The sequence below is a fragment of the Compostimonas suwonensis genome (assembly GCF_002797855.1).
GTDB lineage: Bacteria > Actinomycetota > Actinomycetes > Actinomycetales > Microbacteriaceae > Compostimonas > Compostimonas suwonensis.
This window is the reverse complement of sequence record NZ_PGFB01000005.1, coordinates 214,954-240,208: the sequence shown is the minus strand read 5'-3', so window position 1 is coordinate 240,208 and position 25,255 is coordinate 214,954. Positions and strand designations below refer to the sequence as shown.

The 25,255-nt window shown below is 69.6% G+C and carries 22 protein-coding genes; 9 read left to right on the top strand and 13 right to left on the bottom strand.

Annotated features, from left to right (window positions below; translation table 11 throughout):
* Positions 1-8: 8 nt before the first annotated feature.
* From CLV54_RS14570 to CLV54_RS14550, 5 genes are read right to left on the bottom strand one after another with little or no spacing between them, the layout of a single operon-like run.
* Positions 9-1,412: an MmgE/PrpD family protein gene (locus tag CLV54_RS14570; protein ID WP_100345715.1), complete on the bottom strand. Its 1,404-nt coding sequence runs from the start codon at positions 1,410-1,412 to the stop codon at positions 9-11.
* On the bottom strand, positions 1,405-2,325 hold the full coding sequence (locus tag CLV54_RS14565; RefSeq protein ID WP_100345714.1) for a DUF6282 family protein: 921 nt from the start codon (positions 2,323-2,325) through the stop codon (positions 1,405-1,407). The genes CLV54_RS14570 and CLV54_RS14565 overlap by 8 nt, the downstream gene beginning before the upstream one ends.
* A 15-nt stretch (positions 2,326-2,340) precedes the next feature.
* On the bottom strand, positions 2,341-3,699 hold the full coding sequence (locus tag CLV54_RS14560; protein ID WP_157803001.1) for an MmgE/PrpD family protein: 1,359 nt from the start codon (positions 3,697-3,699) through the stop codon (positions 2,341-2,343).
* A gap of 4 nt (positions 3,700-3,703) precedes the next feature.
* On the bottom strand, positions 3,704-5,077 hold the full coding sequence (locus CLV54_RS14555) for an MmgE/PrpD family protein (protein ID WP_157803000.1): 1,374 nt from the start codon (positions 5,075-5,077) through the stop codon (positions 3,704-3,706).
* Between the two features lie 58 nt (positions 5,078-5,135).
* A complete protein-coding gene (locus CLV54_RS14550) occupies positions 5,136-6,014 on the bottom strand; it encodes an isocitrate lyase/PEP mutase family protein (RefSeq protein ID WP_100345711.1) in 879 nt (292 codons plus the stop codon).
* A gap of 188 nt (positions 6,015-6,202) precedes the next feature.
* Between CLV54_RS14550 and CLV54_RS14545 the strand changes: the two genes are divergently transcribed.
* The 5 genes from CLV54_RS14545 (at position 6,203) to CLV54_RS14525 (ending at position 12,749) form a co-directional block, all read left to right on the top strand.
* A complete protein-coding gene (locus CLV54_RS14545; RefSeq protein WP_100345710.1) occupies positions 6,203-7,330 on the top strand; it encodes an Rv2578c family radical SAM protein in 1,128 nt (375 codons plus the stop codon).
* A 167-nt stretch (positions 7,331-7,497) separates the two neighbouring features.
* Positions 7,498-8,796 (top strand): response regulator transcription factor, encoded by a 1,299-nt coding sequence (locus CLV54_RS17995; RefSeq protein ID WP_245861750.1) that lies wholly within the window; start codon positions 7,498-7,500, stop codon positions 8,794-8,796.
* A 317-nt stretch (positions 8,797-9,113) separates the two neighbouring features.
* Positions 9,114-9,758: a response regulator gene (locus CLV54_RS14535; protein WP_100345709.1), complete on the top strand. Its 645-nt coding sequence runs from the start codon at positions 9,114-9,116 to the stop codon at positions 9,756-9,758.
* Positions 9,759-9,763: 5 nt separating this feature from the next.
* On the top strand, positions 9,764-12,097 hold the full coding sequence (locus CLV54_RS14530; protein ID WP_100345708.1) for an ATP-binding protein: 2,334 nt from the start codon (positions 9,764-9,766) through the stop codon (positions 12,095-12,097).
* A 43-nt stretch (positions 12,098-12,140) separates the two neighbouring features.
* Positions 12,141-12,749: a thymidine kinase gene (locus CLV54_RS14525; protein WP_100345707.1), complete on the top strand. Its 609-nt coding sequence runs from the start codon at positions 12,141-12,143 to the stop codon at positions 12,747-12,749.
* Positions 12,750-12,968: 219 nt separating this feature from the next.
* Here the strand turns inward: CLV54_RS14525 and CLV54_RS14520 are convergent, their stop codons facing one another.
* Together CLV54_RS14520 and CLV54_RS14515 are read right to left on the bottom strand one after the other, a co-directional pair.
* Positions 12,969-13,730, bottom strand: coding sequence for a CPBP family intramembrane glutamic endopeptidase (locus CLV54_RS14520; protein WP_100345706.1), 762 nt, complete (start codon positions 13,728-13,730; stop codon positions 12,969-12,971).
* Between the two features lie 9 nt (positions 13,731-13,739).
* Entirely contained in the window at positions 13,740-13,961 is a 222-nt protein-coding gene (locus CLV54_RS14515; RefSeq protein ID WP_157802999.1) for a DUF2795 domain-containing protein, read from the bottom strand.
* Between the two features lie 186 nt (positions 13,962-14,147).
* Here CLV54_RS14515 and CLV54_RS14510 point away from each other — a divergent pair, with 186 nt between their 5' ends.
* Entirely contained in the window at positions 14,148-15,236 is a 1,089-nt protein-coding gene (locus CLV54_RS14510) for a carboxylate-amine ligase (RefSeq protein ID WP_157802998.1), read from the top strand.
* Between the two features lie 48 nt (positions 15,237-15,284).
* Here the strand turns inward: CLV54_RS14510 and CLV54_RS14505 are convergent, their stop codons facing one another.
* Positions 15,285-15,821 (bottom strand): DUF6328 family protein, encoded by a 537-nt coding sequence (locus tag CLV54_RS14505; protein ID WP_245861749.1) that lies wholly within the window; start codon positions 15,819-15,821, stop codon positions 15,285-15,287.
* Positions 15,822-15,936: 115 nt separating this feature from the next.
* The gene (locus CLV54_RS14500) at positions 15,937-16,140 is read right to left on the bottom strand and encodes a cold-shock protein (protein ID WP_100345702.1); all 204 of its coding nucleotides are present in this window, start codon (positions 16,138-16,140) and stop codon (positions 15,937-15,939) included.
* A 364-nt stretch (positions 16,141-16,504) separates the two neighbouring features.
* Between CLV54_RS14500 and CLV54_RS14495 the strand changes: the two genes are divergently transcribed.
* Positions 16,505-17,599 carry a fatty acid desaturase family protein gene (locus CLV54_RS14495; protein ID WP_100345701.1) on the top strand — a complete coding sequence of 365 codons (1,095 nt, stop codon included), beginning with the start codon at positions 16,505-16,507 and terminating at the stop codon, positions 17,597-17,599.
* Positions 17,600-17,678: 79 nt separating this feature from the next.
* Here the strand turns inward: CLV54_RS14495 and CLV54_RS14490 are convergent, their stop codons facing one another.
* A complete protein-coding gene (locus tag CLV54_RS14490) occupies positions 17,679-18,065 on the bottom strand; it encodes a hypothetical protein (protein ID WP_157802997.1) in 387 nt (128 codons plus the stop codon).
* 583 nt (positions 18,066-18,648) lie between these two features.
* On the opposite strand from CLV54_RS14490, the gene CLV54_RS14485 reads away from it, so the two are divergent.
* A complete protein-coding gene (locus CLV54_RS14485; RefSeq protein ID WP_100345699.1) occupies positions 18,649-22,824 on the top strand; it encodes a phosphodiester glycosidase family protein in 4,176 nt (1,391 codons plus the stop codon).
* Positions 22,825-22,931: 107 nt separating this feature from the next.
* Here CLV54_RS14485 and CLV54_RS14480 read toward each other — a convergent pair whose 3' ends face one another.
* Both CLV54_RS14480 and gloA2 read right to left on the bottom strand, forming a co-directional pair.
* The gene (locus tag CLV54_RS14480) at positions 22,932-23,189 is read right to left on the bottom strand and encodes a DUF6458 family protein (protein ID WP_100345698.1); all 258 of its coding nucleotides are present in this window, start codon (positions 23,187-23,189) and stop codon (positions 22,932-22,934) included.
* A 169-nt stretch (positions 23,190-23,358) separates the two neighbouring features.
* A complete protein-coding gene (gene gloA2, locus CLV54_RS14475; protein ID WP_211294565.1) occupies positions 23,359-23,730 on the bottom strand; it encodes an SMU1112c/YaeR family gloxylase I-like metalloprotein in 372 nt (123 codons plus the stop codon).
* Positions 23,731-23,975: 245 nt separating this feature from the next.
* Between gloA2 and CLV54_RS14470 the strand changes: the two genes are divergently transcribed.
* Complete coding sequence (locus CLV54_RS14470; RefSeq protein ID WP_100345696.1) at positions 23,976-24,284, top strand: hypothetical protein; 309 nt, start codon at positions 23,976-23,978, stop codon at positions 24,282-24,284.
* Positions 24,285-24,404: 120 nt separating this feature from the next.
* On the opposite strand, the gene CLV54_RS14465 is transcribed toward CLV54_RS14470, so the two are convergent.
* Positions 24,405-25,184 carry a GTP pyrophosphokinase gene (locus CLV54_RS14465; RefSeq protein ID WP_100345695.1) on the bottom strand — a complete coding sequence of 260 codons (780 nt, stop codon included), beginning with the start codon at positions 25,182-25,184 and terminating at the stop codon, positions 24,405-24,407.
* Positions 25,185-25,255 lie beyond the last annotated feature (71 nt).

The following is a 25,255-nucleotide window of genomic DNA, read 5'->3' as shown; positions in this document are numbered from 1 at the left end:
ACGCTGAGTCAATTCATAGGGGTCTCCGAGCGCAGCGCCTCGGCGAGCGAGGAGGCGCTCTGCGCGCCGTCGAGTTTCTCGACGAGGGCGTAGACCTCCCACGGTCGCCGTGCGGTCGCCACCCCCTCGGTGAGCTTGTCGAACTTCTGCGCGCTCTCGATCGTCGTGAGCGGGAGCCGCCCACTGCCGCGTGCGAACTCGCGCGCGGCGTGCAGCACACGGCCGTCCTTCAATCTGAGCTCGAGGCGGGTCGTGTGCCGGGCGGTGTCGCCGCGGGCGTCGATCGCGGCATCCGCCTCGACGTGCACACGCCGGGAGAACGCGACGAGACCCGGGTCGGCGATGCGCTCGGGTGTGAACTGGTTCACGAAGGCGTCCCCGTCGGCGAGCACCACGGCCACGATGTACGGCAGGTTCATCTGCGCCGTGGTGACGCTGTCGGGCTCGTACAGCCAGCCGACGTGCTCCTTCGTGGCGGATGAGACGTGAAGAGTGACCCGGTCGACGTCCTCGAGCCTCAGGCCTTCCGTCTCGCGTAGCTCCAGCAGCGCGTCGATCGCCGGATGACAGCTGCCGTTCGTCGAGTACGGCTTGAAGCCGACGCGCAGCGTCTCCCACACCTCGCCGAGTCCGGCGGTGAGCAGCGATGCGTCGTGGCGCGGCGAGAGGGTCGTGAGGTATCCGCCGTACCCGCTCTCGAAGAGGTCGTCGATCCCCGTGTATCCGTGTGCCGCGAGGACGGCGGAGTACACGCCGCTCTGGGCGGCCCGGCCGGCGTGGAAACGCTTGACCATCGACTCGAACTGCGCCGCCATGAGGCCCGAGGACTGCGTGCCCGCGATTCCGAGTGCGTTGTGCATCGCGTCGGCGTCGAGGCCCAGGATCGAGCCCGCGGCCGCGGCGGCGCCGAGGGTGCCGTGCGTCGCGGTGGGATGGAACCCCTGCAGCAGATGGGCCGCTCCCACCGACATCCCGACCCGTGCTGCGACCTCGTAGCCGACCACAACGGCCGTGACGAGCTGCTCGCCGGTCACGGCCGTGTCGAGCTCGGCGAGAGCGAGCGCCGCGGGCAGCACGACCGAGCCGGGGTGCACGATCGACTGCTGGTGCAGGTCGTCGAGCTCGAAGCCGTGCACCGCGGCGCCGTTGACGAGCGCCGCATCCGGGGCGCTCAGCCCGCCCGGGGTGCCCCATACGACGCAGCCGCCTTCTCCGTCGACGCTCGCGATCGACTCGTGGAGGATCCGCGTCCACGGCAGGGTCGAGCCGTAGAGCCCGCAGGCGACGGTGTCGGCGATGCAGCGTTTCGCGTGCGCGACGACCTCGGGGGGCAGATCGGCGAACCGCAGCTGCGAGGCGAACTCGGCGAGGATCCCCGTCGAGTTCGCGGGCGAAGCAGTCGTCTTACTCATAGCGGGTCCAATCGGTGGTGAGTCCCAGAGCTCGCGCCGGGTTGTCGTGCGTCATGAGGTGCACAGCGTCGTCGGGGATCCCGAGCGCGAGCATCGACCCGATGAACATGCGGAGCAGCTCGGGCGCGGGGGGATTCCAGGCCTCGCCCGCGTCGCTCGCCATGACACAGTGCTCGGCCCCGACCTCGCGGATGGAATCGGCGATGGCGCGGGGGTCGCCACGCCCGTGCATCGGCATGCAGCTCACGATCACGTGCTCGATGAAACCACCGGTCCGGGCGATCGCGCGCTGCTGGTCGAAGCTCGCCCCGACCGAGGCGCTGTTGGCGTGCGTGAGCACAAAACGGACACCGGCCTCGGCGCACGCCTGGGCGAGCACAAGACTCGAGGCGATGGGTAGGTGCCCGCTCGCGACCGTCATGCCGTAGCGTGCGCACACCTCGAGCACCCGTCCGACCGAGGGCAGCAGCCGCCCCTCCTCGTCGAGGATCGTGAGCGAGTCCTCGTGTAGCGCGCGTTCGACGTCGAGCGTCGAGATCACGGCCTTCATCCGATCGAGGGTGATGCTGTGCGTGACGGGGTCGTGTCTCGCCGACCAGGTCGGCATCCACACGACCCGTGCGCCCATCTGCGCCGCGATCTCGACGGCCACCGGATCGAAGCCGCCGACGGGAGGGTTGAGGGTGATGCTGCTGAAGATCTCGAGCTGAGGACGCCGCGCCTTGAGCATCTCGACGACGCCGGTCGTGGGCCAGACATGCGACTTCACGACGAAGCCGCGCATACCCGCCGCGATCGCGAGTCGAGCCCACTCGTCGTTGTCGACGCGTGGCCGTCGAGCGAGCGTGTACTCGGGCGAGCCGTGGGCGTGCAGATCCAGTGCGCCTTCGAGAATACGATCTTCCGCGAACATGGAGGGTTCCCCTGACTAGTAGCTGAGCTCGAGGAGGCTGTTGATGTCCTCGACGTCCACTATCCCGCGTGCGCGGTCGGCGAGCGCCTCGATCTTCTCCCCGGGCAGCGCCGTGGCGGCGAGCATCCGGAACTTGCCGAGCAGCTCGTCGTCGCTCAGCGGGTTCTCGGCCGAGCCCTTGGCGTAGTCGACGGTGGCCTCGTGGCGCACGCCGTCGGTGGTCGTGACGACCATGTGGCACGAGACACCGCGGGCGAGCGAGGGGTCGTGCTCGATCCGCACACGGCGGCAGAGGCCCATGACGGCGGCGTCGTCGCGGATCCTGTCGTTCGAGTACTGGTCGAAGAGGGCGGCGCCGTCGGCGAAGGCGACCGCGACCGAGTACGGCAGGCTCACCTGGGCCTCGTGGTAGGTGCGGGGCTCGTTGATGACGTGGTAGTCGGCCCATGTGGGGTGGCGGTAGACGACGACATCCTGGATGTCGCTGATCGCGACCCCGTCGCCGTTGCGGATGAGAAGCGCGCAGTCGACCGCGTTGTGGATCGGGCGTGCCGCCGAGTAGGGCTTGTACTCGACGATCACCGGGATGTCGGAGCCCAGGCCTTCGGTGAGCTTGGAGGCGTCGAACTCGTCGGTGAACGCCGCCGCGAAACCGCGGACGCCGTCGAAGATGGTGTCGGCGCCCGTGAAGCCGAGACCGGCCAGGTAGGCGGCGGTGACCCCGTTGCGCGCAGCGGGGCCCGGGTTGAAGCGCTTCTGCATCGAGGTGCCGTACATCTCCATCAGACCCGAGGACTGCGCGCCCGCGAGACCGAGCGCGTTCACGAGCTGGGCGGCGTCGAGCTTGAGCAGCACTCCCGCCGTCACGGTCGCGCCGAAGACGCCGGTCGTCGGGGTCGTGTGGAACCCCCGGTTGCGCAGCGAGGGGTTCGCCGCGCGGCTGAGACGGTTCATCATCTCGCAGCCGGCGAGGGCGGCCGCGAGCGTCCGGGGCCCGGATGCGCCGACGGCCTGCCCGACGGCGAGGGCCGTCGACATGATGGGCGGCCCGTAGTGGAAGAGGGCCTCGACGTCGACATCGTCGAGCTCGATGCTGTGCTCGGCGATCGCGTTGGCGAATGCGGCGTTGGCGGCCGTCGTGCGCTCGCCACGGCCGATGATCGTGGCCTGAGGCGTTCCGCCCTGCTCGATCGCGAAGGCTCCGGCGATGCGCCCCGAGTCGGTGCGGCTGCCCGCGAGGGCGACACCCAGGTAGTCGATGAGGAGCCGGTTCATCTCGTGCAGGTGTCGCTGCGGAAGCTCGGCATCCGCGTAGCCCGCGAAGTATCCTGCGAGTTCCGTGGACAGAGTCGCCTCTTGTGTGGACAGGTTCACGTTCTTACTCCTTGTGTGTTGTCGAGGTGGATGTCGATGCCAGCAACGTCGCGAGTGCATCGGTTGAAGCGGGGTCGAGCACGGTGCGGGCGAGGTCGCGCGCCGTCTGCTCCCCGACGGTTCCGGCCGCGAGACGCCGGAACTTGTCGTCGAGCTCGGTCGGGGTGAGCGGATTGTCCGGGTCGCCCTTGGGCACGTCGACACGCACGTCGTAGCGCTCGCCGGAGCTCAGCAGCACGTCGACACGGCACGCCCACTTGGCCGGGAAGATGGCGGTGAGCTCCGGATCCTCTCTCACCACGATGCGCGGCAGGAGACCGACGATGCGGGGATCGTGCAGATCGTCATCGGTCACCTCGTCGAGGCGAGGGCCGTGCACGACCGCGAGAGCCACGTTGAAGCAGGTGCTCAGGCGCGCGGAGACGAGGGTCGTCGGTTCGGCCTCCTGCTCGACGGCCGTCAGATGCGTCCACACGGTCATCTCCTCGACCGACTCGGGATCGAGTCGGCCGCCGTGTTCGCGGTTGATCTGCTCGAGGGCGTCGATCGCCGCGTGGGCGTATCGGCAGGCGTTGTACGGCCTCAGCGAGAGCTCTTCGACCCCGATGCGACCCGATGCCGGGTCTTCGAGGAGCTTCCAGGGCCGGATCTCGTCGGCGAAACCGCGGAAGAAGCCCTCCGGGCCCTCGAGCACGGTCGTCGGACCGGTGAAGGAGCTCCGCGCGAGCAGTGCCGCGGTGATCCCGCTCTCCACGGGCCAACCGCCGTGCAGGGCCATCAGCATGGCGCCCTCGTTGCGGAACTCGTAGAGACCGCCGGCCATGCTGCCGACGATTCCCATGGCCCACAGGGTGCGCTCCGTGTGCAGCCCGAGCAGACGGGATGCCGCGACCGCGACCCCGAAGGGATTGCAGCTCGCCGTGGCGTGGAAGCCGCGGGCGCGGTGCGAGGGGTTGACGACCGCGCCGATGCGCACGATCGTCTCGACCCCCGCGATGATGGCTCGCAGGATCGCGTCGTCGGAGGCGCCGACGGCCTGGCCGACGGCCAGCGCTGCCGGGACCACCGAAGGCCCGGGATGGGTGATCGATTCGCCGTGGGTGTCGGTGAGCCCGATGCTGTAGGCCATCGTGCCCGAGATGAGCCCCGCCGTCGCCGCGTCGAACCGGCGCCCGCTCACCGGGACGTCGCAGTCGCCCGCACGGCCGAGAGCGGCCATCGTCGCGAGGATCGTCGTGCCCTCGCGTGTGGACGCGCCCGCGACGGCCACGCCGAGCACGTCGAGCACGAGTCCTCTCGTCGTGTGCAGCGCGGCGGCATCCGCCTCGTCTGCGATGGCCGTCACCTTCTCGAGCAGAGCGCGTGTTGTGGGTGTCACGTCGATCCTCCTTGATCCGTTGTGTTCGATCGTCCCGCAGCCGTGCGGGTTCGGGCGGCTAGCGCTCGGCGATGCCCGAGAGGTAGTGGTCTTCCCGCTGCTGCAGCTCGGCGAGACGCACGAGCGTCTGCCGCTCCTGCCAGGTCGCCATGCTGTCGGCGAGAGCGCTCGTGCTGCCCTCCCGACGCAGGTGCGCCATCGCCGTGCTCACCGCGCGCATCGAGGTGCGCAGGGCGGTGTTGGCGAAGAGCGCGATCCTGAAGCCGAGCTCCTCGAACTCCTGAGCGCTCAACTGCGGGGTCTTGCCGCCTTCGACGACGTTGGCCAGCAGGGGGGCCTCGATGAGTTGCGGGAGGCGGCGCAGTTCGTCGAGCCGGGTCGGCGCCTCCACGAAGATGACGTCGGCGCCGGCCTGGCTGTAGGCGTTCGCGCGGTCGGCGGCTTCGTCGAGGCCGAGGCTCTGGTAGGCGTCGGTGCGCGCGATGATCACGAGGTCGTCGTCGACGCGGGCGTCGACGGCAGCGTGGATCTTGCGCACCATGTCGACGGCGGGCAGCACGGTGTTGCCTTCGAAGTGTCCGCAGCGTTTGGGGTCTCGCTGGTCTTCGAGCTGGATGGCGGATGCCCCGGCCCGCTCGAGCTCGCGCACCGTGCGCTGCACGTTCAGCACTCCGCCGTATCCGGTGTCGGCGTCGACGACGACGGGGATCTGCACTGCATCGGCGATGCGGCGCAGGTTCTCGGTGACTTCACTGAGCGTTGTGAGCCCGACGTCCGCGAGCCCGAAGGCGGCATTGGAGAAGCCCGCGCCCGTGGCGTAGACGGCGTCGAAGCCGGCTTGTTCGATGATACGGGCCGTGAGGGCGTCGGCGGCCCCGGGCAGCACGAGGATGCCGTCGTCGCCGATGCGCGTGCGCAGCGCGGCGCTCGCCGTCATGAACGGACCTCGCGTGCCGGTGTCGGCGATGCCAGGGGTGTCAGGGGTGTCAGCGGGAGAACACGTTCATACTTGTACACGTGTATACCTTTTCAGGCGGGTCGCGGGGCTGTCAAGGGATTGCGACACCTTGGTGCCCATTCCGACCCGGGCTTGACCGACATTCGAATATATGTTCGACTGAGGGCATGAGGTGGAGCGGGCAGGAGATCAACGTCGAGCAGCCTTCTGCGCTGCCCGGGCTCGCCCGGCTCAACAATCTCGTGCGCAGTGTGCAGACTCCGGAGTTCGTCGGCATCACCTTCCACGAGGTGCTCGCGAAGACCGCCCTCAACCGGGTTCCCGGCCAGAGCGCGATGCCTTTCGGCTGGACGATCAACCCCTACCGCGGCTGCTCCCATGCGTGCGTCTACTGCTTCGCGCGGCCGACGCACAACTACCTCGAGCTCGACGAGGGCCATGACTTCGACAGCCAGATCATCGTGAAGGTCAACGTGGGGGAGGTGCTCGCCCGCGAGGTCGCGAAGCCGAGCTGGGCGCGGCATCCCGTCGCCCTCGGAACCAACACCGACCCCTACCAGCGCTCCGAGGGCCGGTACCGGCTGATGCCCGGCATCATCGCGGCGCTCGCCGAGTCGGGAACGCCGTTCTCCATCCTCACCAAGGGCACGCTCCTGCGCCGCGACCTTCCGCTGCTCGTCGAGGCGTCGCGGCGGGTGCCCGTCGACCTCGCGATGTCGATCGCCGTCTACGACGACGAGCTGCAGCAGTCGATCGAGCCGGGCACGCCGACGGCGAAGGCGCGACTCGCGACCGTGAAAGCCGTGCGCGAGGCGGGTCTCGACTGCTCGGTCTTCCTCATGCCGATCCTGCCCCACCTCACCGACACCCGCGCGCACCTCGACGAGGCGCTGCGGCAGGTGAAGGAGGCAGGTGCGACGAGCGTGCTCTACACGGCGCTGCACCTGCGCCCGGGCGTGAAGGACTGGTTCATGCAGTGGCTCGGGCAGGAGCACCCGGAGCTCGTGGAGAGCTACCGCTCGATGTACTTCGGCAAGAACTCCTACGCACCGAAGGACTACCGGAAGTGGCTGGCGGCACGCATCAAGCCGCTCATCAGGGCGCACGGCCTGGAACGCGGCATCGAAGACCCCGTGACGGGCGGCGTGCGCTCGACCGATGTGCGTTCGACGGGCATCGGCCTCATGCGCAGCCCCGACGGCGACAGGGTTCCTCTGCCCTCCCTCATCCGCGAAGAGCTTCCGCCCCGCACCGTGCCCGTGCTCGACGACCCGTCGAGCCCGACCCTGTTCTGAGCCATCGGCCGGAGCCGCGTGACCTCGGCCTGGGCTGCGCGACCCCGTCCGCGGGCCCGTTCCGAGGTGGGGGCCCAGCCTCCCGGCTCCGCGGCCCTCCCACCCCTATCCTTGCTACACATATCGCGCTGTATGCGATCATCGTCAGAAGGACCACGGGGGGTGGGATGTCCCTCGGGCTGCCCAGTCACATCGGCCCCGTCGCCGTGAGCTCGGCGATCGCCCACGCCGCCCACTGGATGGGCCTCGTGCTCATCACGGCGGGGGCGATCGTCACGCTCGTGAACGGCATCACCTCGCCATCGGGCACGCTGTCCATGCTCGCCGCGCTCGCCGCGCTCGCCGCGCTCGCCGCGCTCGTCGCGCTCGTGCCGATGGGCGTGCTGCTCGTGCTGCTCGCCCACCGGCGCACGGTGACGCTGAGCATCGCCTACCTCGCTGTCGGAGCGACGAGCACCTTCGTCTACACCTGGGTCTACCTGCTGCACGGCCCCGCCCACCCGTCGACCGACCTGCTCGTCGTGTCGCTGCCCAAGATCGCCCTGGTGCTCGTCGGCGGGGCCGGCGTCGGCGCGGCCGTCGGAGTGCTCTGGACCACCCTCGGCTTCCTGCTCGGCGAGCTCGCCGTGCTCTCGGCCGGCCTCGTGGCGGGAGTCGCCTACGTTCCCGACGTCATCTCGCTGTGCGCCTACCTCTTTGTGGTCGCCGTGCTGCTCTTCTCGGCGTTCACCCGGCGCACGGCGCGCATCGAGCAGCCGACGCTGCACCGCGCGATGCGCGAGGAGCAGGACGACGAGGTGCGCCACGAGCTCGAGATCCGTGCGGCCGCCCAGGTGCACGACGCCCTGCTCGACGACCACGAGCTGCTCCTCGACAGCATGTCGAGCTGGATCTCGCGCAACGCCGTCGAGTTCGATCTGGTGGTGAGCGCCAAGAGCTGGTCGGAGCTCATCCGCAGCACGGCGTTCCCCACCGATCTCGTGCTCATGGATGTGCAGCTGGCCGAGCCGATCTCGATCGAGTCGCGTGTGCGCACCTGCTGCGCAGCGGGGTCGACGGTCGTCGTGCTGAGCGCACTCGACCTCGCCGAGCCTCGCGCCCGCGCCGTCGAGGCGGGCGCTGCGGCCTATCTGGTGAAGACGGCGCCCATGACCGAGGTCATGGCCACGGCTCGACGGGTCATGGGGCTGGATGCCGCGACCGCTCCCAGCCTCGAGGAACGCCCCCGTGCGATCCCCATCGATCCGGAGCGTCGGCCCCGCCTGAGCGTGGCGGAGGCCGAGGTGCTCACCCTGTACTCCCGGGGACTCAGCACGGCGCAGATCGCCGAGACGATGAACGTCAAGTTCGAGACCGCGAAGACCTATCTGCGCCGCATCCGGGAGAAGTACGGCCGAGCCGGCCGGGCTTCCAGTCGCCGCGCCGATCTGATCCGCCGAGCGGCGGAAGACGGCTACCTGGACTGATCTGCCGCGGCCGGCTGCGACGGCCCCGAGGAAGGGGGTTCGTCTGGCCACATCGGCCCCCACCGAGTGGCCAGACCTCACGGTACGTCTGCTTCGGGTCGCTTCGATCCCGCGAAGTTCCCCCATGAATTGTTCCCCGTGCTCTGAGGCTAGCGCGCCGGCCGGGGCAGCGAAAGCCGCCATTTTCGGGGGCACACAAGGGGGTGACATGGGATGTGACGTGTCCGCCCTCGGAGACCCGTGCCGCCGAGTGCGTCGTGCGGGATGCGCCCCACCCGGCGCACCGATACATTGTTGAATGATGTAAGGGGGTCTCGATGGCGGCTTTTCGTGTCGTTCTCGTCGACGATCATGAGATCGTCGCGCGCGGTTTCGCCGAAGTCTTCGGCAATCTGCCGTCGGTGGAGGTCGTCGCCTGCGTCGCGACGGTCGACGAGGTGCTCGCGCTCGAGCACGAGATCGACCTCGTGATCCTCGACCTGCGCCTCGCCGACGGCTCCTCTCCGGAGGACAACGTCGCGCGGGTGCGCGAGCGCGGCGCCGAGGTGCTCGCCTTCACGGGCGGCGACGACGCGAACCTCGTGCGCTCGGCCGCGAAGGCCGGGGTGCTGGGGGTCGTGCGCAAGTCCGAGCCGACGAGCGTGCTGCTCGAGGCCGTCGCCTCCGCCGTGGCGGGTGTGCCCGTCGCCTCCACCGAGTGGGCGGCCGCGCTCGACGGCGACCCCGACCTCGCCGACGCCCGGCTGAGCACGCGCGAGCGCGAGGTGCTCGCCCTCTACGCCTCGGGGGCGAAGGCCCCGCTCGTCGCCCAGCGCACGGGAGTGACCGAGGCGACCGTCGTCGACTACATCCGCAGGGTGCGGGCCAAGTACGAGCGAGCGGGGCGCCCCGCCAACACCAAGGTCGACCTCTACAAGCGCGCTCTCGAGGACGGCATCCTGCCCTACCCCGGCCGACCCTGACGCCGATGGTGCTCACGGAACCCGCGCGCCCGGCGGTCACCGTCGCAGGCGACTCGGAGTTCCGCGTCGTACGGGTGCTCGCTGCCTCGGTGGGGGTGGGCGGCGTCATCTTCGGGCTGCTCGCGCTACCCTCCTTCGTCGCGCAGATCGACAGGGTCGCGCCCTTCACCTCGGTCGTGACGTTCTCGGTCGTGGTCGGGGTGCCGCTCGCGCTGGGACTCGCGGCCCGCTGGGCGTCGATGGGCATGCTGCGCGGGCTCGCGGCCGCGGCGTCCATCAGCTATCTGCTCGCGATCGTCGTGTGGGAGATCGTGCGGCCGGGGCCTCTCGCGGGCGCGGAGACGAACCCGTGGCTGCTGAGCATCACGGCGATCCCCGTCGCCTGTCTCGCGATCGCGCGCCCGGGCATGCTCATCTGGCCGTATGCGATCGTCGTGAGCTTCTTCGCCGTGACGATGCGCTTCCAGGCGCTCGGCTCGACGCCGAACGCGCTCCTGCCGTCGGTGCAGGGGGCGCTCTACATCCTCTTCTTCGCGACGCTCTTCGGAGAGCTCACCGTCGTGGCCCAGCTGGGCGCGCGTCGGATCGACCTCGAGCTGCAGAACGCGTGGGAGGAGTCGTCGACGGCCGCAGCGCGCATCGCCCGGCAGCGGGAGCGGGGCCGGTTCGAGGCGCTCATCCACGACGGCATCATCTCGACCCTGCTCATGGCGGGCCGCGGCGGGGCGCGGCCCGATCCCGACGTCGTCGCGCAGGCGGCCCAGACCGCGGCGCAGCTCGAGACCCTGCGCGGCGCCACGTCCCGCGACGAGGGCGCTCCCGTGCGTCTCGACGAGCTCGTCACCCGCTTGGCGCGGCTCGCGCGGGGGAGCACGGTTCCGATCGCGTTCAGCGCGCGCGTCGCCCGACGGCTGCGCGAGGAGGTGACGGTGCCCCGCGAGAGCGCCTCCGCGATCGTGGATGCCGCGGCCGAGGCCGTGCGCAACTCGCTGCGTCACGCCTCGCCCCGCGGAGCCTCCGTCTCGCGCTCCATCGCCGTGGCCTACGGGGAGCGCGGGCTGCTCGTCGACGTGCGCGACAACGGCGCGGGCTTCGACCCGCCGGCGGTGCCGGCCGCCCGGCTGGGCATCGCCCGGAGCATCCTCGGGCGGATGGAGGCCGTGCCCGACGGCGAGGCGACGGTGACCTCGCGGGTCGGTTACGGAACGCTCGTGACGCTGCGGCTCGGGCCGGGCGCCGAGGGCGACCCGGGCGAGGGCGGCGGGCCCGGCACGGCGGCAGGCGGAGCGGCGGAGCGGCGGGCCGGCGCCGCCGCGGCATCCGACTCGTACGCCGACCTGCTGCAGCTCTCGAGCGTTCCCGCGCGGATCATGGTGGCGCTCTTCGTGGCCGTGCACGCCGTGCTCGCCTTCGGCTCGCTCGCCGCGGGTATGAGCTTGTGGGCCGTGCTGCTCTCGTTCCTCGCTATCGCCGCGGCCGGAGTGTGGGCGACCTGGCCCGGCCCCGATCCGCTCCCGCTGTCGTGGTCATGGGCCATCGTGGGCGTCGTCTTCGCCACGACCGTGCTGCAGACGCTGCAACTGCAGCCGGGCGGCTGGCCCGAGTACGCGACCTGGCACCTCGGGGCGAACACCATCCTGCTGCTGACCCTCGAGCTGCGCGGGCGGATCCGCCTGGCCTGGATCGGCTACTCGATCATGGCCGCGACGACGATCGTGTGGGCGGTCGCCGTCGGGCTCGGCGGTCTCGTGGGCCTCGACCTCGTCATCCGGCACGCGGGCACCCTGCTCGTCGGGACCTTCTTCGCCATCTGGATCAAACGCGCGACCGCGACGCTGCGCACGGTCAACGCCGAGCGGATGTCGCGGGCCGGCCACGAGGCGGCGACCGTCGCCTCGCTGCAGGAGCGCGAGGAGCAGCTGCGCCGGCTCGACCGGCTCGCGCTTCCGCTCATCTCCACGATCGCCCGAGGGCAGACCCTGAGCGCGGCCGACCGCCACCGCTGCCTGCTGCTCGAGGCGACCCTGCGCGACGGCGTGCGCGGGCGCGGCCTCTACGTGACCGAGCTGACGGATGCCGCGTTCGCCGCCCGGGAGCGCGGCGTCGACGTCGTGCTGCTCGACGACGGCGGAGGCGAGGGCTACGACCCCCTGCTCGTGTCGGCGATCGTCGACACGGTCGTCGGGGAGCTCGCCCTGCTCGAGGGGCCGGGAGCGCGGCTGACGGCGCGGATCCTGCCTCCGGGGCGGTCGACGTTCGCGAGCGTCATCGTCGAGGCGCGCGAGACCCGCATGATCGACGTGACGCAGGGGGGCGGCATCCTGCACACCGTGTTGTAGCCCGCGAGAGCACGTGCACTCGGCCGCGTTCTAAGCTTGTCGGATGGCCAAGCTCTACTTCCGGTACGGTGCGATGAACAGCGGCAAGAGCACCGCCCTGCTGCAGGCCGCGCACAACTACGAGGAGCGCGGTCACGACGTGCTGCTCGCCAAGCCCGCCATCGACACCAAGGCCGATCGCGCGATCGTCTCGCGGCTGGGCGTCGAGCGCGACGTCGACTTCCTCCTGGCGCCCGACTCCGACGCCTACGAGACCTTCCAGGGCTACCGCACCGAGTCGGCCGCGCGGAACCTGCGCGATGTGAGCTGCCTGCTCGTCGATGAGGCGCAGTTCCTCACGGCCGAGCAGGTCGACGACCTCCTGCGCATCGCCGTGCTCGAGAACGTGCCCGTGCTCGCGTACGGCATCCGCACCGACTTCCAGACCGTGGCCTTCGAGGGCAGCGGGCGCCTGCTGGAGATCGCGCACAGCCTCGAAGAGCTCAAGACGATCTGCCGGTGCGGGCGCAAGGCCGTCTTCAACGGGCGTCGCGTCGGCGACCGCTACGTCTTCGACGGCGCGCAGGTCGCGATCGACGGCGTCGAGGTCACCTACGAGTCGCTGTGCGCGGTGTGCTACCTGCAGGAGTCGGGCGGAGCGCTGCGCCCCTGAAGGATGTCCCCACCGTCCCGTCCTTCTCCCGAATGCAGGAGTTCTTCTCCCGAATGCAGGAGTTTGTGAGCGCAGGGGCCGGATTCGCCGACGTTCTCCTGCTCTGACCACCGGGACTCCTGCGTTTGGGAACTCCTGCATTGGGGAACCCTGCATTGGGGGCGAACAGCGTGGGTCGAGCAAGGCGGCGGGATGTGTTCCGGCGCCGGCGGGCACGCCTCAGGACGTGAGCACGGCCGCCAGGAGTGCGGCGTTGAAGGTCACGTGCGCGACGATCGAGCCGCCGATCCGGCCCGTGAAGGCCGCGATGAGCCCGCTGCCCACGCCGAAGACGAAGGTCGAGAGCCCCACGACGAGCGCGGCGCCGGGGGTGGCGACGTCGAGGAGGTGCACGAGCGCGAAGACGGCCGCCGAGATCGCGACCGAGAGCCCGATCGCCCAGCCGCGCGAGGCCGCGACGGAGCGGTACACGGCGCGCTGCAGGAGGCCGCGGAAGAACAGCTCCTCGACGACGGGCGCGAGCAGCACGGGCGCGAGCATCATCTGGAACACCCACCAGCCGTCGTAGACCGTCTCGCCGAAGCTGACGCCGAGCCCCGCCATCCTGCCGTAGACCGCGATCTCGACGACGCTTGCGATCGCCCGGGCGATGAGCCCGAACCCGACGCCCCAGAGCAGATCGAGCCCCGTGAAGCGCAGGCCGAAGTCGCGCGAGAAGGAGCGGCTGCCGCGGACGACGGTCGCGTAGACGCACGCCCCGAGCAGCGGAACCCAGACGACGAGGTAGCTCAGCAGCAGCTGGAGGTGGGGATCGATGATCACCGTGCGGACGAGCCACGACAGCACGAGAACGAGCACGATCGCGATCGCGACCCCGGCGAAGGCCTCCGGGATTCCCCAGCGCACCGGGCGCTGCGTGACCGCGCCGCCTCCGGCCGCGCCGGCGTCTACCGGGGCGGGGCGTGCCGCATCAGAGTCCACCCCGTCACGCTATCGTGCGGCCAGGCTCCTGCACACCTCGTAGGTGCCGTTGAAGGAGGCGGCCGGAAGGCTGCGGATCCGGGCGATCGTCTCGTCGTCGGCATCCGATCGACACGCGATCCGCAGGATGTCGTCGCGTGTCGCCGGATAGTCGAGATCGGCCAGGTGGCCGCGCACATCCCAGCGCGTCCCGGCGCGTGTCCCGGCGCGTTCCTCGGTGGTCGTCGTCATCGTCGTCTCCCCTCGCACCCCGTCGTCGGCCCGCCGGCTGCGAGATCGGCGTGCCCGAGCGCCTTCCATCCTAGAAACGGGCGGGCGGCCCGGCACACCCCTTGACAAGCCAGGGTCGCCTTGCCCTCCCTCGTCGTCGCCGTCAAGGCCTTGCCGAGCCGCGGCACCGCACCTAGCGTGTGGACTGTGACGGCTTTCGGTGTCGAAGAGGAATTCATCCTGCTGGACCCCGCCGGGCTCGGCCCGCGCTACATCGCCCGGGAGGTGATCGGGCGGCTCTCGGCGGCGGGGGAGCACGCGCAGGAGGAGTTCCTCGCGTGCCAGGTGGAGTGTGCGACATCCATCTGCAGCTCGCTCGAGCAGGCGGCCGGGGAGCTCGCGCAGTTCCGTCGCGAGCTCGGCTCGATCGCCCGCGAGCAGGGTGCCGTCGCGGCTGCCACGGGCGCGCCGTTCACGATCGACGCCACCCCCACGATCACCGAGCAGTCGCGCTATCTCGCGGTCGCGGCGGAGCAGGGCGCCATCACCCGGGAGCACATCGTCAACGGCATGCACGTGCACGTCGAGATCCCCGACAGGGAGTCGGGCGTGCACGCGCTCAACGCTCTGAGGAGCTGGCTGCCCACGATCGTCGCGCTCAGCGGCAACTCGCCCTTCTGGCAGGGCGACGACAGCGCGTTCGCCAGCTGGCGCACCATCCAGATGCGCCGCTGGACGACCCAGGGCTGCCCTCCGCACTTCGCGGATGCCGCGGACTACGCGGCTCGAACCGAGAACCTCGTCGGCCTCGGCGGCACGACCGACATCCCGCTCATCGCCTGGAACGCGCGCCTCTCGAGCAAACACCCCACACTCGAGGTGCGCGCCTCGGACGCGCAGCTCACGGTGAGGCACGCCGTCACGATCGCGGGTGCCGTGCGCGGCCTCGTGGTGCGCGCGCTCGCCGATCTCGCCGAGGGGCGCACGACGGGGGCGGACGCCGCGCCGCCGCCCGAGGTGCTCGAGTCGGCGGTGTGGCACGCGGCGCGGTACGGCACCCGGTCGATGCTCGTCGATCCGCGCACGGGGGAGCTCGTCGCGGCGCGCGTCGCGGTCGAGGCGCTGCTCGCGCACGCCGAGCCCGCGCTCGTCGAGGAGGGCGACCTCGAGGAGGTCGGCTCGGGCCTCGAGCGGCTGCTCAGCGAGGGCACGGGCGCCGACGCGCAGCGAGAGGCCTACCGTCGGGGAGGCGTCCCGGCGCTCGCGAGCCTGTTCGCCGAGTCGCTCGTCGAGTGAGCGGTCGTGTGCGGGCCGACGCGCGGGCCGCTCGAGCGCACCGAGCGGTTACCGCGCGCTCATCCGCGTGCGCGCCCGCGACGGCACGAGCAGCCACAGCAGGGCCAGCATGACCAGCACGGCGCCCGCGGCGATGAAGCCGGCCGTCGGCCCCGCCACGAGGTCGAAGATGAGCAGCACCGTGCCGGTGAGCGTGAGGGCGACTCCGACGAGCGTCGCCTGCAGCACGCGGTCGGCGTAGCGCACGATCTGCTCCTTGGCCTGCTGACGGAACAGGCGGCGGTGCAGGCTCACGGGCGCGAGCCCCAGCGCGGTCGTGAGCGTCGCGACGACCACGAGGCTCAGGTAGACGGTGAGCTGGAACCGGTCGAGCTCCTCGAAGCGCGACTGGAAGGCCGCGGCGAGCAGGAAGCCCGTGAGGATCTGCGTCCCGGTCTGGATGACCCGCAGCTCCTGGAGGATCTCGTTCCAGTTGCGGTCGAGCCTCTCGGTCTCGGTCTCGTCGCGCCCGTCGCCGGGCACCGCGTCGCCGTCTGCGTCGTCCACGCCGTCTCGTCTGCTCTGATGATCATCGTTGCTGGTCACGGCGACATTCTCTCATCGGCGGATGCGACGGGGGAGGGGCTGGACGCGAAAAAGGCCGCCGCCCCGAAGGGCGACGGCCTCGTGCCGCTCAGTGAACGGTGGAGACTACAGCGTCTTAGATGACGCGGATGTTCTCGGCCTGGGCGCCCTTGGGGCCCTGGGCGGTCTCGAATTCGACCTTCTGGTTCTCGTCGAGCGAACGGTAGCCGTCGCTCGCGATGGCCGAGAAGTGCGCGAACACGTCGGCGCTTCCGTCATCGGGAGCGATGAATCCGAAGCCCTTTTCGGCGTTGAACCATTTAACGGTACCTGTGGACATGATGTTCTCTTTTCAATGAGGTGACCGGCTCCGACTGTCGGAACCGCTCGTCGCGGTGTTCTTGATTCGCCCCTCAGAAAAGCGGCCGTTCCCACCCCTGTGGTGAGAGCGGCGCTTGAAATTCATGCGCAACACAACAACTTGTGCGACGGTGCTCGTTCGGTGAGGAACGATCGGAGTCGCGGGTCAACCATAGCGCACCCGCCTGAGAACACAAGGGCACAGGCCGAGCGGATGTCTCGAACCGCCGTTTCCGCGAGACACGGCTTTTCATCAGCCATGCCCACTAGCCTGAGTACATCTACGAGCACATGCTCGATCACGCCGGCTGGGAAGTCGTATCCGACACCCCTCGAAGGCGACGATGACGTTCAGTGCTACCCTCGGGCCGATCCGCCCGACGAGTCCGAGAGCCGCAGGCTCTGTTCCGCCCACGAGCACGTATTCCGCGCTCCTGAAGACGGTGCGCGAAGCCGGGCTCCTGCGCCGCCAGCGCGGTTTCTACATCGTGACCTTCTCGGTGCTCGTCCTCGCCCTCGCCGGCTGCGTGGCCGGGTTCATCCTGCTCGGCGACTCCTGGTTCCAGCTGCTCATCGCGGCGGCGCTCGGAATCGTGCTCACGCAGTTCGCCTTCCTCGCCCACGAGGCCTCGCACCGCCAGGTCTTCGAGTCGGGCCCCGCCAACGACCGCGCCGGCCGCCTGCTCGCGGCGGGCATCGTCGGCATCAGCTACTCCTGGTGGATGACGAAGCACACCCGGCACCACGCCAACCCGAACACGATCGGCAAAGACCCCGACATCGAGATCGACACGATCTCGTTCATCGAGGCGGACGCCGCGAAGCAGAAGGGCTTCTTCGCCCTTCTCACCCGCAAGCAGGGCTATCTCTTCTTCCCCCTGCTCACACTCGAGGGCCTCAACCTGCACTACCGCTCCGTGCTCACCCTTTTCGAACGCGGCAAGGTCGAGGGCCGCGCGCTCGAGCTGAGCCTCATCGCCGCCCGCCTGACGCTCTACATCGCGGCCGTGTTCTGGGTGCTGCCGCTCGGCATGGCGTTCGCCTTCCTCGGCGTGCAGCTCGCGATCTTCGGCATCTACATGGGCGCGTCGTTCGCGCCCAACCACAAGGGCATGCCGATCATCCCCGCCGGCGTGAAGATGGACTTCCTCAGCAAGCAGGTGCTGACCTCGCGCAACATCCAGGGCTTCGGCATGAACATCTTCATGGGCGGTCTCAACTACCAGATCGAGCACCACCTGTTCCCGAGCATGCCGCGGCCGCACCTGCGCAGGGCGCGAGAGATCGTGCGCGAGCACTGCGAGACCCAGGGCATCGTCTACACCGAGACGACCCTCATGCGCTCGTACGGTATCGTCATCGACTACCTCAATCGCGTCGGCCTCTCGGCCCGCGACCCCTTCGACTGCCCGATGGTCAACCAGTTCAGGCGGGCGTAGCGGCTCGTGCCGACCCTGTCGCGGTAGCGGCTGAGCGGGACTGAGAGCCGGGCCGGAGCAGTCGAGTGGGCTGGCGCGCTCAGTGCATGATGGGCGGCACGCGCCAGTCGTCGCTCGTGTACGAGGTGCGCGAGGTGGCGAGCCAGCCGACGAGGATGATGAGCTGAAGCAGGATCACGAGCCAGAACGGCCACGAGATCAGCAGGAGCAGTCCCGGCACGACGAGCGTGACGAGCACGGCGACGGCCCGCACGAGGTTTCCGGTCGGCGACTTCGCGGCGATGAAGATCACCGTTCCCACCGCGACGACGACCGCGTCGAAGGCGAGCTCGGCGTGGGGCTTGCCCCACAGCGACAGACCGAGCGGCAGACAGATCGCGACCGCCAGAACGAGTACGAAAAGCATGGCGAACTCCGCGAATCCGCCGATCTCCCGGCGCTTCGACGCCCTTATTGCATCACTCATGTCTTCATTGTGCCGGATGCCGCATCACGGCGACACGGGCGAGCTCGCCGGCCGCGGCATCCATGACCCCCGTTCGGGGCGTGGTGCGTGATATATTATTAACGGTTGACTGGGTGTGTGCCGATGAGCACGCACCGGCGGAACTCTCCTGGGCCGCCACCCCTGCACCACGTGGCCGAGCGATCGGCCTCATCGAGGCAGGCACGCTTGTGCAAGGGCGTGCCCGGGCCGTCGCGACGCGATCCGTCGTCGGCGGCCCTTTTTCGTGCCTCCGCCCCTCGTCTGCGACGGCTACCTCCTGTTGGGGTGTCATTCATCTCGCCATAGACGCGTATTCACGATGCGAACGTAGCTTCGCCGCGATGTGATATTTCACACCGGACACGATCGATGATCGCCGGTGCGGAGTACACCGCGATGGGCGCGGCTTCTCGAAGCTTGCGCCCGTTTTCGTGAGTGCGCCATGAACGGACACGGCGGCCGCGGAGATCAGTGAAGTACTGAAAGGGATACATCTGTGTTGTTGAGGAGCGCCCAACCGGGCACATCCAGGGCCTGGAGATGGACCGCATCGATCGTCGGGGTGGCATTCGTTGCCGGCTCAGCGGTCGGGGTGTCCGCTCCGGCTTTCGCCGCCGTCGAGCAGCCTGCCGACGATCTTCTGTCGAGCATGGTGCTCGACGACCACGGTGCCGCCATCGTCACCGATGTCGAGCACACCGTCATCGCGCCCGGGCTCGACCGGGTGAGCCTGCGCCGGCTCTCGTCGGCCGGCCCCCTCCACGCCGAGATCCTCGTCGCCAAGCTCGGCGGCGACTCGCCCGTGCACGCCGACTACCTCTACCCCGGCGCCGTCTCGCAGGCCGAGAAGGTGCGCGACCTGATCACCCGCCAGGGCGCCGTCGCCGGTGTCAACGGCAGCTTCTTCGACATCAACAACACCAACGCCCCGAACGGCATCGGCATCTCGAAGACCGACGGCATCGTCACCGCGCCCGACGGCAGCGGCGAAGGCAGCCAGCCGGTCACCTTCGGCGAGGACGGCCTCGGCTCGATCGCCCAGCTTATGCTCGAAGGATCCGTCGACCTCGGCGCAGCGGGCACGCTCGCGATCTCGGGCGTCAACACGGCCGTGCTCGGCGCCGGCCACATCGCGCTCTTCAACTCCACCTGGGGCGAGGGCAACCGTGCCCGCGTGCTGCAGAACGCCAGCGGTCCCGCCGACCCGGGCGTCGAGGTCTGGGTCGTCGACGGAAAGGTGACCAAGGTCACCGCCGCCGTCGGCTCCGGCGCGATCCCCGCCGGCACCCAGATCCTCGTGGCCCGCGGGGCCGGTGCCAACCTCGACGCCCTGAGCGCTCTCGCCGTCGGCGACGCCGCGACGATCAGCTACGGCCTGAGCGCCAACGCCGGCAACGTGGTCGCCGCCATCGGCGCCAACCAGACGCTGCTCACCGACGGCACCGTCACCAACAACGGAGACGCCTCCGTCGAGCCGCGTACCGGAGTCGGATTCTCCGACAACGGGCAAACGATGTACCTCGCGCTCGTCGACGGGCGCCAGACCACGAGCATCGGCATGAAGCTCACGCAGTTCGGTCAGCTCTTCAAAGACCTGGGCGCCGAAGACGCCGTCAACCTCGATGGCGGCGGATCCTCGACGATCCTCGCCCGCGAGGCCGGCGACGAGCAGGCCACCCTGCTGCACAACCCCTCCGACGGCGAAGAGCGCCTCGTGCCGAACGGCCTCGGGCTCTTCGTGGCCCCCGGATCCGGAACGGCGCACGGCTACCGGCTCGTCGCCGAGCACGCGACGGATGACGCGCAGCGCGTCTTCCCGGGCCTGCACCGCACTCTCACGGCCAAGGGCTACGACGAGATGTACGCCCCGGTCACCGGCACGGATCCCGCCTGGACCGCCGAGTCCGACGCCGTGAGCATCACCGAGCTCGACGGCCCGACGGCATCCGTCGAGGGCAAGACCACCGGCGATGTCGCGGTCGACGCGACATCCGGTGAGGCCACCGGCACCATGGACGTGCAGGTGCTCGGCGCCCTCCAGCGGGTCACCGCCTCGACCTCGCTCGTGGCGCTCGTCGACAAGACCTCGGTCGGCACCCTGACCCTCGTGGGGCACGACGACCAGGGCTACGAGGCCCCCATCGACCCGGCAGACGTCACCATCACCGGCAACGAGGCAGGCAAGTTCGCCATCACGCCCGGCGAGGGCGACACCTTCTCGATCACCCCTCTCGTCGACGAGGACAGCACCGAGCTGCACTTCGACGTGCAGGGCAAGAAGGTGGATGTCGCGCTGACCGTCGGCGTGAGCGATGCGCCCATCTCGACCTTCGACGACGTCGCCACCTGGCGCGTCACGACGGCGCGCGCCACGGCGCAGATCGGCTCGGACGCCGGACGCACGGGAGGCACCTCGGTGCACCTGACGTACGACTTCTCGCAGCAGACCGGAACCCGCACGGCGAACGCGCTCCCGCCGGCGCGCTACGACATCCCGGGCCAGCCGCAGAACCTCAAGGTCTGGGTGAAGGGCACGTCGACGATCGGCGCGAACGCCGAGACCTACCTCGGCTACCGTGACGCGACGGGCAGCACGAAGTTCGTCTACTCCAGCGCGCCCGTGGGCAACGGCTGGCAGCAGATCAACTTCCCGATCCCGCAGGGCACGGCCTACCCGATCCAGTTCACCCAGGTCGCCGCCTACGAGACGAACGCCGACCAGCTCTACCGCGGTGAGATGTGGTTCGACGACGCGACCGCCGAGGTCGCGCCGAACGTCGAGCTGCCGATCGCGCCGCTCGTGACGAGCGACGTCATCGCCTCCGACGGCGCCACCGACGACGACGCCCAGCGCGTCGCCATCATCTCCGACGCGCAGTTCATCGCCGCGAACCCCACGAGCGGGCAGGTCCAGGCCGCGCACCGCACTCTCAAGGAGATCGTCGCCTCGAAGCCCGATGTGATGTTCCTCGTCGGAGACTTCGTCGACGAGGCCTCGCCGGCCGACTTCGCGCTCGCCAAGAGCATCCTCGACGAGGAGCTCGCCGGTGTCGACTTCCCGTGGTATTACCTGCCGGGAAACCACGAGATCATGGGCACCTCCGACCTGACGAACTTCAGGAACGTCTTCGGCGACCCGGTCAAGACGGTCGACCAGGACGGCACGCGCTTCATCCTGCTGGACGCCTCGACGGGAACCCTCTCGAAGAACTTCCCCCAGCTCCAGATGCTGCGCAGCCAGCTGGACGACGCGAAGACGAACCCCGACATCACGGGTGTCGTCGTGCTCCAGCACATGCCGATCGACGACCCGCTCGTCAACAAGGCGAGCCAGCTGGTGAACCGTCAGGACGCCGAGATGGAGCGCGAGTGGCTCGAGGACTTCCGCGAGAGCTCGGGCAAGTCGATCGCGATGGTCAACGGCCACGTCGGAACCTTCCACTCGAAGGTCGAAGACGGCATCCCGTACATCATCAACGGCAACTCGGGCAAGACGCCCTCGGAGTCGCCCGAGTTCGGCGAGTTCACCGGCTGGACGATGATCGGCATCGACCCCGCCGCCGGTGAGTGGAGGAAGGATGCCGCGGCTCCCGCCGTCTCGTCCGAGCTCGCCACCTCCGGCAACGCGTGGCTCGAGGCGGAGACGCAGACCCGCGTCGACGAGCTCGACGTCACGGCGCCGACCTCGCCGATCGCCTCCGGCTCGAGCGTCGAGCTCGCGCCGACCGTGACGCAGGACACCACGCGCGTCCGCGACGTGCTGTGGCCGATGAGCTGGGCCTGGACCGGGTCGGACTCGCTGTTCGTCGGGCCCGTGGCCGACGCCCCAGCCGACGCCATCGCCGCGATCGACCCGTCGACGCACGTGCTGACCGGCCTTCACGCGGGCTCGGGTGAGGCAACGCTTACGATGAACGGCGTCAGCACCACGGCGCAGTTCGAGGTCACCGGCGGAGTCGTCTCGGTGACGGGCGACCCCGCCTTCGGCAGCACTCTGATCGCGGACCTCTCCGCGCTGGGCGCGCCCGACGGCGCGACGGTCGGCTATCAGTGGCTGCGCGACGGCGAGCCGATCGACGGCGCGACGACGGCGAGCTATGCGGCCGGTGTCGACGACCTCGGCGCGAAGCTCTCGGTGACCGTGACGGTCTCGGCCGACGGCCTCGCCACCGTCTCGACGACGAGTGACGAGACCGTGGCGATCGCCGCGATCGAGCTGCCGAGGACCCCCGAGGTCACCATCACCGGCGAGGCAACGGTCGGCGAGACCCTGACCGCGGCGGCCGGCGACTGGGGTGTTCCGGATGTCGCGATCGGCTACAACTGGCTGCGCGACGGCGAGCCGGTGGCGGATGCCGCGGCCGCGAGCTACACGCTCACCGACGCCGACCTCGGCGCGCACATGAGCGTGACGGCGACGGCAACCGCCCCCGGCTACGAGCCGAAGTCGGTCACGAGCGACCCGACCGGCGCGGTCGCGCCGGCCGATGTCACCGACCCGACGGACACGCCGACGGACACGCCGAGCGACGAGCCGACCACGCCGCCGAGCTCCGAGCCGACGTCGACGCCCAGCGCGCCGGCATCCGACAACGGCGACTCGGGAAGCGGAACGGCGGACGGCGACCTCGCGTCGACCGGATTCGATGGCCTGCCCTACGCGGCGCTCGCGGCTCTGCTGCTCGCGCTCGGTGCGGGAACGGTCCTGTTCCGTCGCAGTCGCGCGGCCAAGCGCTGAGCGTGAAGCCGCGCTAGCCACGAGCGGCGCAGGCGCAGCAGCACTGACACGAGGAGGCCCCCGCCGGGAACGGCGGGGGCCTCCTTCGTCGTCGTGGTCGCGTGGGATCAGGCGAGCGGGTCGTCGCTCTCGGTGGTGCGGCGGGTGACCGTCTCACCGCTGGCGGGGTCGACCGCCGAGCGCGAGGTCGCGATGGTCTGGCGGCGGCGGGTCAGCAGCACGAGGCTGATGATCGCCACGACGAGGCCCGCGGCCATGAGGATGTAGCCGACGGTGTCGAGGTCGATCCACCCCAGGTCGACGTCGAGCGCGAACACGAGGATCGCTCCGATGACGATCAAGGCGATTCCTGTTCCGATACCCATGGTGCCCTCCTTCTCTCGAGCGCGCCGGCGTGCCGGGCGCGCTGTCGATCACCCCGATCGGGGGTGTGTGGAGCACGCTAACACGCGGGCGCACCGCGGGCCGAGGGCCTTGCGGCATCCCGTCGTGGGGTGTATCCGGGTGCCCGAGCGGACCGCGGACGGGTCGTGCTCAGCTCTCGTAGACCTCGAGGGGCAGACCGTCGGGGTCGCGGAAGAAGAACATCTGCTTGCCGTTGTTCGGGTCGACGCGCAGCTCCTCGCACTCGATGCCCTTGGCGAGCAGCTCGTCGCGGGCCGCGGGCACGTCGTCGACCTCGAACGCGAGGTGCCGCAGCCCCAGAGCCTCGGGCCCGGACGCACGCGGGGGAGTGTTCGGAAAACTGAAGAGCTCGATGAGGTACACCCCGCCGAGCGCGAGCTTGCCCATCCACGACTCCCGCTCCGCGCGGTAGTACTCGGCGATCAGCTCGCAGCCGAGGGCGTCGCGGTAGAACTCCTTGGAACGCTCGTAGTCGCTCGCGATGATCGCAATGTGATGCACACCGTTGATTCGCACGGGATCAGTCAATCACGATGCAGGCCGCGTGCGGCGCCGATCCCGACCTGGCGGTCGGCACAGCCGGTGGTTGGCGGCGGTGGGAGCGCGATCGGCATCCGGAATACGGCGTCGGGGTCGGCGGCTGCGCCTGGGACTGCGCCTGCCCCTGCGCCTGGGAGCCTGGTGGGTATCCTCGCCGCCGTCGCCGTCCTGTGAAAGTCTGGAAGGGATCGATTGAGGAGGACTTCATGCCGAATCTCGAACAGACGACGTTCCCGTTCTGGATCGTCTTCACCATCGCCGCGGTCGTCATCGCCGCGGTCATCGTCATCGTGATCATCTCGGTCGTGCGCAGTACGAGCACGGTCAGACGAGCGGGCCACGACCCGTTCACCCTTCAGGCCGAGCTCGCCTCGCGGGCCCTCGACAGCCGGCTGCTCGCGAAGGATGCCCCGATCGAGGAGCGTCTCGCCGAGCTCGACCGCCTGCGTACGAGCGGTGCCATCACCGAGCCCGAACTCGCCCGTGCTCGAGCAGACGTCTTGCGCGGGCGCTGAGTCGATAGCGACTCGCCGCGCCGCAGCTCAGCGGCGCGCCTGCGGTACGTCGGGCGCGGCTCTTCTCGCGACCGCGGATGCTCGGGGCCCGTCGCTCGCGAACACACTCGCGCTCGCGCTCTACACCTCGCCGAAGTGGGCGCGGAAGCGCTGCAGCTGCTCGATGGCCTGCACGGTCGGAACGACGGCGTCGCCGGCATCCGACGGCCTCGACTGCGGCGGGTTCTCGGGCTGGGCGACGACCCGGATCTCGTCGTGCAGGCGCTCCATCTTGCGGTCGAGGCGGCTGGCCGTCTCGGCGGCCTCGCGCAGATCGTCGAGCAGCTCCTGCGGAACCTGCTGGTCGTACTTGTAGTAGATCTTGTGCTCGAGGCTCGCCCAGAAGTCCATCGCGATCGTGCGGATCTGCACCTCGACGAGCACCGGCACGACGCCGTCGGAGAGGAAGACGGGAACCTCCACGATCGCGTGCAGGCTCTTGTAGCCGTTGGGCTTGGGGTTCTTGATGTAGTCCTTGACGGCCACGAGGCGGATGTCGTGCTGGCTCGTGAGCATGTCGAAGACCCGATAGGTGTCCGAGACGAAGCTGCAGGTGATGCGCACTCCGGCGATGTCGGTGATCGACTCGCGGATCGTCTCGAAGGAGGGGTCGAAGCCCTTGCGCTGCACCTTGTCGATGATGCTCTCGGGCGTCTTGAGTCTCGACGAGACGTGCTCGATCGGGTTGTAGTCGTGCATGTGCGAGAACTCCTCGCGCAGGATCGAGATCTTCGTCGTCACCTCGTCGATGCCGAACTTGTACTGCATCATAAAGCGGGTGAAATCGTCGCGCAGCTGCTTCATCTCGTCGACGCTCGAGGCGTCGATGGTGATGAGTCCGCGGACCCCGTCGGTGCTCATCCGGGGAGAGTGCGCGTGGTGGTCGTCGTCGAGTCGTGCGGGTTCTGCGTTCACACTTGTCACACTATGAG

Coding starts and splice junctions, on each gene's coding strand:
- CLV54_RS14570 (WP_100345715.1), bottom strand. CDS start 1,412: ATGAGTAAGACGACTGCTTCGCCCGCGAACTCGACGGGGATCCTCGCC.
- CLV54_RS14565 (WP_100345714.1), bottom strand. CDS start 2,325: ATGTTCGCGGAAGATCGTATTCTCGAAGGCGCACTGGATCTGCACGCC.
- CLV54_RS14550 (WP_100345711.1), bottom strand. CDS start 6,014: ATGACGGCGAGCGCCGCGCTGCGCACGCGCATCGGCGACGACGGCATC.
- CLV54_RS14545 (WP_100345710.1), top strand. CDS start 6,203: ATGAGGTGGAGCGGGCAGGAGATCAACGTCGAGCAGCCTTCTGCGCTG.
- CLV54_RS17995 (WP_245861750.1), top strand. CDS start 7,498: ATGTCCCTCGGGCTGCCCAGTCACATCGGCCCCGTCGCCGTGAGCTCG.
- CLV54_RS14535 (WP_100345709.1), top strand. CDS start 9,114: ATGGCGGCTTTTCGTGTCGTTCTCGTCGACGATCATGAGATCGTCGCG.
- CLV54_RS14530 (WP_100345708.1), top strand. CDS start 9,764: ATGGTGCTCACGGAACCCGCGCGCCCGGCGGTCACCGTCGCAGGCGAC.
- CLV54_RS14525 (WP_100345707.1), top strand. CDS start 12,141: ATGGCCAAGCTCTACTTCCGGTACGGTGCGATGAACAGCGGCAAGAGC.
- CLV54_RS14515 (WP_157802999.1), bottom strand. CDS start 13,961: ATGACGACGACCACCGAGGAACGCGCCGGGACACGCGCCGGGACGCGC.
- CLV54_RS14500 (WP_100345702.1), bottom strand. CDS start 16,140: ATGTCCACAGGTACCGTTAAATGGTTCAACGCCGAAAAGGGCTTCGGA.
- CLV54_RS14495 (WP_100345701.1), top strand. CDS start 16,505: ATGACGTTCAGTGCTACCCTCGGGCCGATCCGCCCGACGAGTCCGAGA.
- CLV54_RS14490 (WP_157802997.1), bottom strand. CDS start 18,065: ATGAGTGATGCAATAAGGGCGTCGAAGCGCCGGGAGATCGGCGGATTC.
- CLV54_RS14480 (WP_100345698.1), bottom strand. CDS start 23,189: ATGGGTATCGGAACAGGAATCGCCTTGATCGTCATCGGAGCGATCCTC.
- CLV54_RS14470 (WP_100345696.1), top strand. CDS start 23,976: ATGCCGAATCTCGAACAGACGACGTTCCCGTTCTGGATCGTCTTCACC.
- CLV54_RS14465 (WP_100345695.1), bottom strand. CDS start 25,184: ATGAGCACCGACGGGGTCCGCGGACTCATCACCATCGACGCCTCGAGC.